The 10569-nt window shown below is 62.6% G+C and carries 7 protein-coding genes and 1 tRNA gene; 3 read left to right on the top strand and 5 right to left on the bottom strand.

Going from position 1 to position 10569, the window contains the following annotated elements:
* Positions 1 to 95: 95 nt before the first annotated feature.
* The 3 genes from ACH2AT_RS09865 to ACH2AT_RS09855 are packed head-to-tail and all read right to left on the bottom strand — an operon-like array spanning position 96 to position 4059.
* A complete protein-coding gene (locus tag ACH2AT_RS09865) occupies positions 96 to 833 on the bottom strand; it encodes a hypothetical protein (RefSeq protein ID WP_394965657.1) in 738 nt (245 codons plus the stop codon).
* Positions 834 to 851: 18 nt separating this feature from the next.
* Positions 852 to 2969 carry a hypothetical protein gene (locus ACH2AT_RS09860; protein WP_394965655.1) on the bottom strand — a complete coding sequence of 706 codons (2118 nt, stop codon included), beginning with the start codon at positions 2967 to 2969 and terminating at the stop codon, positions 852 to 854.
* Positions 2970 to 3003: 34 nt separating this feature from the next.
* Positions 3004 to 4059, bottom strand: coding sequence for an extracellular solute-binding protein (locus ACH2AT_RS09855; RefSeq protein WP_394965654.1), 1056 nt, complete (start codon positions 4057 to 4059; stop codon positions 3004 to 3006).
* Positions 4060 to 4527: 468 nt separating this feature from the next.
* On the opposite strand from ACH2AT_RS09855, the gene ACH2AT_RS09850 reads away from it, so the two are divergent.
* The 3 genes from ACH2AT_RS09850 (at position 4528) to ACH2AT_RS09840 (ending at position 8545) form a co-directional block, all read left to right on the top strand.
* Positions 4528 to 5841, top strand: a complete 1314-nt coding sequence (locus ACH2AT_RS09850; protein ID WP_394965653.1) for a hypothetical protein — start codon at positions 4528 to 4530, stop codon at positions 5839 to 5841.
* Between the two features lie 32 nt (positions 5842 to 5873).
* On the top strand, positions 5874 to 7619 hold the full coding sequence (locus tag ACH2AT_RS09845; protein WP_394965651.1) for a WG repeat-containing protein: 1746 nt from the start codon (positions 5874 to 5876) through the stop codon (positions 7617 to 7619).
* A gap of 92 nt (positions 7620 to 7711) precedes the next feature.
* Positions 7712 to 8545: a hypothetical protein gene (locus ACH2AT_RS09840; protein ID WP_394965649.1), complete on the top strand. Its 834-nt coding sequence runs from the start codon at positions 7712 to 7714 to the stop codon at positions 8543 to 8545.
* A 98-nt stretch (positions 8546 to 8643) separates the two neighbouring features.
* Here ACH2AT_RS09840 and ACH2AT_RS09835 read toward each other — a convergent pair whose 3' ends face one another.
* Entirely contained in the window at positions 8644 to 10095 is a 1452-nt protein-coding gene (locus ACH2AT_RS09835) for a LuxR C-terminal-related transcriptional regulator (RefSeq protein ID WP_394965647.1), read from the bottom strand.
* Positions 10096 to 10492: 397 nt separating this feature from the next.
* A tRNA-Arg gene (locus ACH2AT_RS09830) sits at positions 10493 to 10569 on the bottom strand.

Below are 10569 nucleotides of genomic sequence, written 5' to 3'. Positions count from 1 at the left end.
GCTTGATTTTGCATTGCTTTTTTGCACCCCTTAAAGACTTAAAGTTTCTGCTTGACTTTTATTAGCAGGTCTTTCTTCATGCTGCCGCAGACAGATCAGGAAAAGGCCTTTTCCAGCGTCTTTCCCAGTTCCTTGCGGCTCATCGTGGTGAGATAAAAGGTTTTTTCCGTGCTGTCCAGGGTGATGCTCCAGGCCGAGTGGTAGCAGTTGAGCATCGCCCCGCAGCACAGAGTGGTCTGCCCCTCGTCCTTTTTCTGCCCGTAGACGCCCAGCATGGCGTGGGTCTCGGTAAACGCCCGCAGCAGCGCGCTTCCCTCCCTTGTCATGTTGCCGCTTTTGTTGAGGAATTCGGCGGCGATCAGGTCCTGCCGGGCCTTTTTCACGTCCGGATGGGCCCTGGCTCCCAGCGCCACCGACAGAAAGGGCGTAAGAAAGCGCATATCGTCCACTCCCGGGAACAGCTCCTGTTCCAATGCCTCCACCACCCGCATAGGGTCGGTGGTGAGGTCTGCTTCCGGGGTGCCGTTCATCAGGCTCTTGCAGTGGGTCCGCCGGGCAAGATCGGCCAGGGCAAAAAGGACCCAGCCGGCGTCCTCGCTGAGAGCCAGGGTGGCGGGGGGACATTCCAGTTCCCCCTCGATATCCAAAAGGGAAAGGGCAAACTCCCCCATGGGCGCGGGGACTTTGACGGTCTCTTGCTCGTTTTCTCCGTCGAGCACACCGTAATAGGTCCCCTCCCGCCGCAGGTAGACGCTCTTTGTAACGATGCCGCCAGACCGCCCCGCAAACAGCTGAAACAGACGGTCCCAATTTTCCAGGGCCTTTTGTGCCACTGGTCATCCCTCCTTTGTTCAGAATCCGAATTCATCGGCGTACTGCTGCCGCGCCCCCCAAAGGGTGCCGTCGCTGCCGCCGCCGGAAGAGCTGCCGCCGGAAGAGCTGCCACCGGAAGAGCCGCCAGATGTGCCGCCGGAAGAGCCGCCGCTTCCCTGGAACCAGGAGGAGATGGCCTGCCCCGCCGCGCCGGTGGCGGCGGTGCCCGCGGCGCTGTTGACCGTCTCGTTCATCACGTTCACCACGCCGTGGTCCCAGGACTGGGAGTAGAACCGCTGGCTGCCGGAGACGTTGGCATATTGCCCCATCTGGGAGAGGGTGTCCGCCATGCCTTGCACGCCGCGGGATACCGAGTTCACAAAGGAGGCGGTGGAGCGGGAGATGCTGTTGCTGGCCGAGCCCATCCACTGGGCGGAGCTGGACTGGAGGCTACGCACCGCGCCGGAGGCCCCGGCCATCGCGTTGTACATCGCGCCGGAGGCGCTGCCCACCGCCCGGCCGCAGGCCTCGCCCAGCGCCAGGTTGAAGATCTGGTTGCCCATGGTGCCCGACCAGACGCTCCAGGCGTTGGAGTTGCCGGACTGGACCCGGCCGTAGGCGTCGTAGGCCGCCCCGAAGGGGGCGAGGGCCAGTTCCGAGTAGCCATAGGTGGCCACGCCCAGGGGCAGGCGGGCGATGACAGAGTTGATGGTCTGTCCCTCGGCGAACTCCCGGAACGAGTTGGAGAGGGCGGTTTTGGTGTCATCCCACAGGGTCTCGCCCCAGCTGCGCTGGTAGTTCACGTCGTCGGAGAGCTGGCCGTTGAGGTTTTTGATGTACAGGTCGCGCAGGCTGTTGAACTCCTCCACGGACACCGGCTCGCCCCGGTAGTACATATTGAACATGCGGTCCAGGATGAACTGGTCGGTGGCGGTCAGCCGGGTCTTGCTGTCCATGAGGATATCGGCGTAGTTCACCAGCCGTGTGGCGTGCGCCGCGCCGATGTTCATGCCGGCGACGCCCAGCTTGCTGCTGGCGTCCATATCCTTGAAACCGGCGTTGCGCGTCAGCCCCGTCCAGGTGCCGCCGGACTCCGAGGCGCCTCCGTCGTGGGCGAACGCGGTGACGTGGCTCAGGGCGAGCACGCCGGTGGTGATGGCCATCATGCCCATGGCCTTGCCCAGCTTTTTACGCCGCGCGCCGCCGGAGAGGGTGAGGGTCATGGCTGCCAGCAGCAGGCTGAAGATCAGCCGGGCAAAAAAGTGGTAGCCGAACAGGTTCCAGACCAGCAGGTTGAGCAGCGAGTAGACAAAGAGCCCCAGCCCCAGGCTGAAGATCTGGAGCATGGTGTCGGCCAGCAGGGGCTTTTCCCCCGCTTCCCCCTTGCCCTTTTTCGCCTTTTTGTAAAGGCGGCACCGCCTGAGGAAAAGACCGATGACGCGGGGGTTGTTCGCCTCCTGGCCAAAGCAGAGCAGGATGTAGACCCCCAACAGCGGCACCGCAAAGGGATTCACCACCACAAAGCCGATGACGGTGGCGTAGAACACACCCTCCAAAAGGAACTTCCACAGTTTTTTGCTGCCCCTGCCGGCGTAGTGGTGCAGATAGACGGGGATGCCCGCCACGTCACGGAGGACGCCCGTCAGACCCCTTGTGAGGATGTTGGAGATGAGGTAGGTGACAAGGCAGCCCACCGCCAGGGTAAAGGGCCACGCCAGCAAGCCGTTGGGCACCGAGTAGTTGCTGCCCTGTTTGAAGAACAGATTTAAAAAGACGGCGAGGGGCTCCAGCCCGATGATCCCGTTGCCGGTGTTGAACGCGCCGCCCGGGATGAGGAAGCCGGCGACGTTGCCGTAGCCTTTGCCCCAGCCGATCCACATACTGTCGTTGAGCCAGGCCCAGAAGAAGATGTTGAAGTAGTAGCTTGCCGCCGAGACGGCCACGAATGCCAGCAGCGCCTTGAGCAGGAGCAAAAAGGCGGACTTGCTGAGCTTGAGCCCCAGAAATATTCGCTTTATCCGCCAGGCCCAAAAGCCGAGCCACGAGGCAGGCAGGTTGGGGATGCTCCCACTTATCGTGTCATAGTCCCAGTCGGCGAACTGGAACCCCTTTTTCTCCTGCTTTGGCTGTTTGATTTGTTTCTCTTTCTTTCTCATCTGCCGCCCTTCTTTCCTGGCCGGCTGGCCGGCGTTATCTGGCGAAGATCTCCTGCATATCGGCGCTGGCGGTCTCCAGCATGTCGTACACGTCATTCAGGTTCACCGTCATGCCCTTGACCGACAGGCCCTCCACGTCCGCGTCCGGACGGATGGACAGGTCAAAGAAATCCATCCCGATCAGCTTCTTTTCCATCTCCAGGGAGATGATGTAGTCCACGAACTCCTTGGCTTCGTCCGGGTGCTCGCAGTCCTTGATGATGCACACCGTGTTGGGGGTGATCAGGTTGCCCAGGCCCCCCTCCTCCTGGTCGGTGAACACCATGGCCACCGGCGCGCCGTCGTTCACAGCCACCTTGGCGTCGTCGGTGTCGGTGTAACCGATGGCCACCTGGCCGCTCACCGCCATGTCCTTGGTCACCGAGTTGCCGTCCACGATCTGCACGCCCCGGTCGGCGATGGCCTCAAAGAAGGCCCGGCCCTCCTCGGGGCCCAAAGCGGCGTAGAGGGCGGCCGCCTGGGTGCGGGTGGTGCCGAACATGGGGTAGGCGATGGCGATGCTCTCGCCGGGATATTTGTCCGAGATCAGGTCGTAGATGGAGGTGGGCCAATCCTCTTCCGCCAAGAGCTCGGTGTTCACCAGCAGCGTGCGGGCCCGGCCGCCGAAGGCGGTCCAGTAGCCGTCCGCGTCCTTGTAGGCGTCCGGGATGTCCGCCGCCACCGGAGAAACGTAGGGCTGCAGGGCCCCGGCGTTCTGCAGCTCGATGGTCTGCACGAACTCGTTGTTCCAGAACACGTCGCAGACGGGGTTTTCCGCCTCGGCCAGGATCTTGTTGGTGAGGCCGGTGGTCTTGTTGGACTCGATGTCGTAAACGGCGTTCACCTGGATGCCCGTTTCCTCTTCAAACTCCGCGAAGATCTGCTCGGAGTACACCTGGTCCACGGCGGTGTAGATGGTGATTTCCCGCGCCTGGGCCGGCTGGTTCTCCTGTGGCTGGGACTGCGTTTGCTGGGGCTGCTGCGTGCCCCCGCAGGCGCACAGGCCCAGCGTCAGGGCCGCCGCCATGATAAACGAGATGCCTCTTTTCAAGCTGTTGTCCGTTTGCCTTTTCATATGATCCCGTGGCTCCTTTCTTGGGTCCGGTCTTTTTTTCACGCGTTTTTCCGGGCGCCCGGCCTTCGCCCCGCCGCCCTCTGGCGTCAAGCCAGACGACCGGCCACTATCATTCTACCTGCATTCCGTCAACTTTTGCAGTTCACAAGTGTGCCATTCTCCCCGGGCCGCCCGTCAAAAGCCCTTGGGCGGGAATGGCACACTTGTGAACCGCGAAAGGAAAAAGAGCGCCGCCCCCGCGGCCCCAGCCCGGCTTTTTCGCCCGTTTTCCAAAACGGCACAGATACGAACCCCGTTTTTGAAAAAATGGCACACATGTGAACTGCAAAACCGCCCCCATCTCTTATATAGTCAAAGTGAGGCGGAAAAGCCGCGCGCGAACGACGGCGCCGTTGGAAAAGCGGCCGCCCGCACAGGGGAACAACGAAAGCGAGGAAAACTACCATGAAAAAAAGCAGGAGACCGGTTTGCCTGGGCGTCGCGGCGGCTTTGCTGCTCACCGCCTGCGGCGGCGGGTATACCGGCGGGCCACCCACCGGCCCCTCGGGATCCACATCCCGGTACGACGTTTCGGAGCCGGACGGGCAGGACCCGTCCTGGTACGACGACTCGGATCCATTCTGGCAGGAGGACACGTCCCCGCAGGATACCCCGCAACAGGGTGGGCAGGACCTGTCCCAGCTGGACACCGCGGATTACAGCGGCTCCTTCGGCAGCTACACCACCCTCACCGACCCGTCCACCGGCATCCCGGTGATGGACGTGCTGATGCCCTACGGCTGGACGGCCCAGGTGCAGTGCGACTGGAGCTTCGTTTCCACCAGCAACCCCTGCATCGCGTCCGTCCAGTTCACCAGCCCGGACCAGCAGGCCGCGGTGCTGATCCACACCTCTCAGGACTATCTGGAGAGCTACGACAACACCGGGCTGTTCCCCCACCAGGACTACACCGACATGGAGACCTACATCGTCCACCTGGCCTACAAAAACGCCGGGCAGGTGCTGGACATGTACTTCAACGGCGTGCTGGGCACGGGGGGCACGGTGGTGAGCGAAACGCCGGTGCCCGCCGAGTTCCAGTCGTTCCTTGACCAGACGGCCCAGACCTTCCTCAACACGGTGGTGGACGGCATCAACCAGATCGGCGGCGGGTACGGCGTCACCGCGCAGGCGTCCAGCTGCGAGGGCACCATTTCCATGCGGCGGTACCGCTTTACCAGCGGCGGGCAGACCTATATGGCGGACGCCGCCACCCTCTGCGTGGCGGCGCAGTACATCAGCCCGTCCTACGGGATCAACTTTGTGAACACCCTGTGGGTGGTGCCGGGGATCATGGTGTGCATCGCGCCGGACGAGGCGACGCTGGACCAATACAGCGGCGAGTATGAGATGATCTGCAGCAACATGGTCATCCGCGACGAGTTCAACTACGCCAAGCAGGCGTATGGAAACTACATCCGCAACATGGTCATGCAGCAGCAGGCAAGTTCCATCGCCGCCATGACCGAGGCCCAGGCGCAGGCCTACATGAACGATTACGATTCCTCGGTGTCCTCCGGCGATTCCGGCTACACCTCCGACGACTGGGCGAACGACTGGAGCGACTACATCTACGACCGGAACGAATACACCACCGCCGACGGCTCCACCATCAAGGTGGGCACCGAGGTGGACTCGGTGTTCCAGAACGGGGACGAATTCTACTTCGGCTCGAAGGGCGACGCGCCCCTGGGCTGGGAGCAGCTGATCCCCAACTGAGGGCGGCAGACAAGAGAAAAGGAGGAACACCCATGAAGAGATGGTTTTCGCTTTTGCTGGCGCTCTGCGTTTTCTGCCTTGCCGCCTGCGGCACGGCATCTCAGGAGCCGTCCGCCCCCGCCGCCGGCGCGGGCGAAGCGTCCTCGTCCCGGCAGGGGCAGGGCGAGGTCATGTATGGCGGCGGGAGCACGGAGAGCGTGCCCTTTGCCGACACCCAGTGGACCGGCTACGACGGCTACGGCGTCACGCTGGAAGTGCCCTCCACCTGGGGGCTCTATCGCTACCAGGAGGCGGCGTCCGCCACCTCCTTCTCGGTGCTGATGGTGAGCGGGCCGCAGGACATCTTCATCCGCTGCTACGTCACCGAGACCGACGCGCAGCCGGTGATCATCCTCTCCCCCTCTGAAAACGCCGAGGCGGCGCTTTTCCTGGAGCATGTGCGACAAACGGCGGTGCGGGCGGCTGATTTCCCGGTGATGGACATGGACGCGGCCATGGAGGACGACACGGCGGTGATCGAGTTCATGATGGCGCTGGAGGCGTACAACGCCGACCCCAAAGCCCCCCTGCCGGAATACACCGGCGAGCTGCCCCAGGGGCAGTCCGCCGCGCTGGAGGTGGTGCAGCTGGCGGGCGACGGCGCCCTTGCGGCCGTGCAGGACGCGGACACCGGCCTCTACGGCTACATTGACAAGGCGGGCGCCTGGCGCATCCAGCCGCAGTTCCAGAGCGCCTATGGCTTTTCCGACGGGCGCGCCATGGTGCAGCTGACGGACGGTAGCTGGGCCTACATCGACCGCGCCGGCACGCCGGTGATCCGGGAGGTGCGCGACAGCGACGGGGCCACCTACCCCCTGGCCAGCTCCGAGCAGTTCCGGGAGGGCATCGCGGCGGTGGAGCTGAAGACCGACAGCAGCTACGACAAAATTTACATCGACCGGGACGGCAACGTGCTGTTCAGCGCGCAGGCGCTGCCCAAGGTCACCGGTTCGGGCTACGCCAGCACCTACTTCTTCGGCTTCGCCTCTAATTTTACCGGCGGCAAGGCCGTGACCGCCCGCCGGGTGAACGAGGCCACCGACCAGCGGATGGGCAGCGAGGACGCGCCGGTCATCCTGGATACCCAGGGCAACATCCTGGCCACCATCCCCAAGGAGTACTACGCGGACGAAAACGGCTTTGACCCCAACATGCGGGTGAAGATCAAGCCCGGCGGGCCGTTCCACGGCGCGGACCTCTACGGCCTGTGCGACGACAGCGGCAACGTGGCCGTGGCCTGCCAGTATCCCTATCTCCACTACTGCGAGAACGGCTGGTACCTGGCCCAGGATCAAAACGGCCGCTACGGCTTCATCGACAAGGACGGCAAGGTGATGATCGACTTCTCGTTTGAACAGGCCATGGTGTTCAGCAGCGGGCTGGCGCCGGTGCTGCAAAACGGGCTGTGGGGCTTTATCAACGAGGCGGGGGAAATGGTCATCGCGCCCGCCTATCGCACGGCCAGCATGGTGGCCACCGGCACCGACCCCTACGTGGGCGGCTGCACCTTCTGGGACGGCGTGGGCAAGGTGCAGGACGGCGACCGGTGGGTGCTCATCGACACCAGCGGCAACGTGGTGGCAAGCGACCCTTCCATCAGCGGCTATTTCTCCTGCGGCAGCGGCCTGGTGGCCTACCAGGACGCGCAGAGCGGGCTGCTGGGCTACATGACCACCGACGGCAAGATCGCCATCGAAGCGGCCTTTGCCTCGGCGGGCGCCTTCTTCGCAGCCGGCTGACGCCCGCCGCGCCCCATTCCATGCGGTAACCGGGGCCGGGTCCGGCCCCGGCCCCGGCCACCATAAGAACACAGAAAACGGAGGGACGATCTATGTTGAAAAAGGGATTGGCATTGTTGCTGGCCGCGTTCATGCTCTTGGGCCTCACGGCCTGCGGCGGCGGCGCGCAGACGGGCGGCGGCGGGCCCGATGAGGGCGAGGACGCGGTGGCGAGCACCGAGCTGGGCTTTAAAGACGCCGCCGCCATCGAGAGCTTCATCGAGAACTTCAACAACAACACCGACGGCTACGCCTACATGGTGGAGAGCGACGCCCAGACCCTGGAGGGTACCTCCTTCCAGGAGCAGGGGTATTCCGTCTACCGCGTGCTGCTCTGGGACGACCCGGCGGTGGGCCGCGTCATGTCGCTGGTGGGTGATTTCACCGGCAGCGACCCCGACAACATCATGAACGCCCGCCTCATCTACGATCCCGACGGGCGGCTGGTGCTCTTTAAGGCGCTGTTCACCCTCAGCAACAGCGCGAACGTGGGCAAGAACGACAACGCCCTTTCCTGCGAAGCCATGATGGACCTGCTGGCTGCCCTCTTCCCCCAGTACACCGAGGAGGAGGTCGGCGCGCTTTACGCCCAGCTGATGCTGCCCGCCGCCGAGGCAATCGACAGCTTTGAGTCCAGGTCCGATTATACCAGCAGCGTGGAGCTGATCGAGCATTTCCTCACCCACTGCGGGTACGGCGTGAGCACCGAGGACGAGGGTTTTCTGAGCACAGTTTTGGAGTACAACTGCGACGGCACGCCCTACCGGCTCATGTGCAGCCCCTATGGCGAATACCAGGGCGACCTTTACGCCATCTATTGGGACGTCGGCATTTCCACGCCCGACGATATGCTGGCGTACGAGGCCCTTTTGACCCTGATGGCCTGACGTGAAAACCGCCGGCCCGGTTCCCGGCAGGTCCGCCGGGCAAAAAACACGCTGCCCCATCACCCGGCCGGGTGATGGGGCGGCGTGTTTTATCCTGGTCATTCTTTGGTCATAAAACCGGTGTAGCGCCGGAAAAGCCCGATCCGGGAACCGGTGCCGGTCTTTTCGTAAATGGAGGCGATGTACCGCTGGAGCATGCGGCGGGATATGTACAAACTGTCCGCGATCTCCTGCACGCCGTCCTCGGTGGTCAGCAGCTTTTCCAGCACCTCGGTCTCGCGGGGCGTCAGGGAGCAATGGGCCGCGTACAGCGCAAGCCGCTGCTGCTGCATCAATTCCGGCGGGCCGACGGGCCGCCCGTCCGGCCGCTCCTTCTCCTCCCGGCGGCCGATCTGCAGATAGTTGCCCACCGCCAGCGCAAGAACCAGCAACACAAACATCAGAATGTCGATGCCGACCATCGCGTGCAAGGGCAGGTCCGCCACCTGCATGGCCGATAGGGCGGCCTCCACCGGGCCGCTTATCACCCGCCCCATGCTGGCCCAAAGCTCAGGACAGCCGGTCTTGGGGGCAATGTTCCAGAACATCAGGTTGAAATAGGAGACGTTGGCCCCCAGGCAGGCATAGTGGATGCACATATTAAACTGGTAGCCTTCCATCTCCCCCAGCAGGATTGGGTTGAACACGGCAAACATCGCCGTGCACAAGGTGGCGATGGGAACGTATTTCTGCTGTTTCACATCGCCGATGATCCCAATCAAAGCATAGCCGGCAATGAGGAACAGGCGAGGCCAGGCGTAATAATCGAACTCCTGGTAGTGGGTCTGCACGTTGAGCCGCATCATCTGCGCGTCGTAAAAGATCCCGACCACCGCAAGGGCCACCACGGTGAGCGACAGGATGAACTGCTTTTGCCGAAGCTCGCTTTTGGATGCCGGCGACTCCTTGGCATAGGGAAGGCAGTCTTCTCCCAGCCAATCCCAGGGCCTTTTGACGGTGAGCCAAAGCGTTGCCGAAAACCCCAGGACCAGCACCACCGGCAGGCCGAGGACGATATCCAGATGCTTCTGCAGCAGATACTGAAGCAATACCGCCGCTGCCGCCCCCGCCGCCATGACCTTTCCCATGCAGGAGGTCTGGGCCAACGCCTGGGACATGCAGAAGTAGACCATCCCGCCCAGCACGCCCAGAGAAAAAGCGGTCAGCATTGCGGTAACGGAATAGGCCGCCACCGAGCCCATAAAGCAAAGGGCGATCATGCTCACGCAATACACCATGTTCGGAATCACCAGCAGCCTGACCCGCGTTTTTTCCTCCTTGAAGATCCTTCGCAGCAGCGCGAAGGAGGCAAAGCCCGCGGCGGAAAGGAGCGTGTCGATGTAGTGCAGGGCAAGCTGCCAGGAGGAGCCGGAAATGGCGATGTTCCGCTGGTCGATGAAGGTGAGGGTGACCATGTATTCGAACATATAGGTGGAAAAAAGGAGGGCCAGAAAAGCCGCCCTGCGCGCATTGCGCCCATCCACAGCACGGTTGACCGGAACGCAACTCATGATCTTCCTCCTTCTGGATGCAATGCGCCGTATCGCCGCACCCGCGCTTTTTTATAGTATAATGCAAACGTGTTGCGAATACAACATTCCGTCGCCCAGATGCAGGACACCGACCTGCCCATGCAATAAAAGTCTTTTGCGGCCTGCAGTTCGATTGCGTGCCGGTCCCTGCAGTGCTACCGTCCGCAGCAGGCTGTGGGTACCGGAGAGGGCGATGAGGTTTATGGTAATCTCTTTTGTTTTGTATTGGTTTTGTTATATAGGTTCTGGGATACGGACGCCAGCCTGCGAATCCACCCTGCCTCTGTTTGGAAAGCCCCGCCCATGACGAAGTTTATGTTCGGATAACGCCCCGTACAAAAAAATCGTCGCAAGCGTTATGACGCTTGCGACGATCTGGTGCGCCCGACTGGATTCGAACCAGCGGCCTTCCGGGTCGGAGCCGAACGCTCTATCCAACTGAGCTACGGACGC

Origin of the sequence: Candidatus Allofournierella excrementigallinarum (genome assembly GCF_944388085.1) — a bacterium.
GTDB lineage: Bacteria > Bacillota > Clostridia > Oscillospirales > Ruminococcaceae > Allofournierella_A > Allofournierella_A excrementigallinarum.
This window is presented reverse-complemented; position numbering and strand designations above follow the sequence as displayed.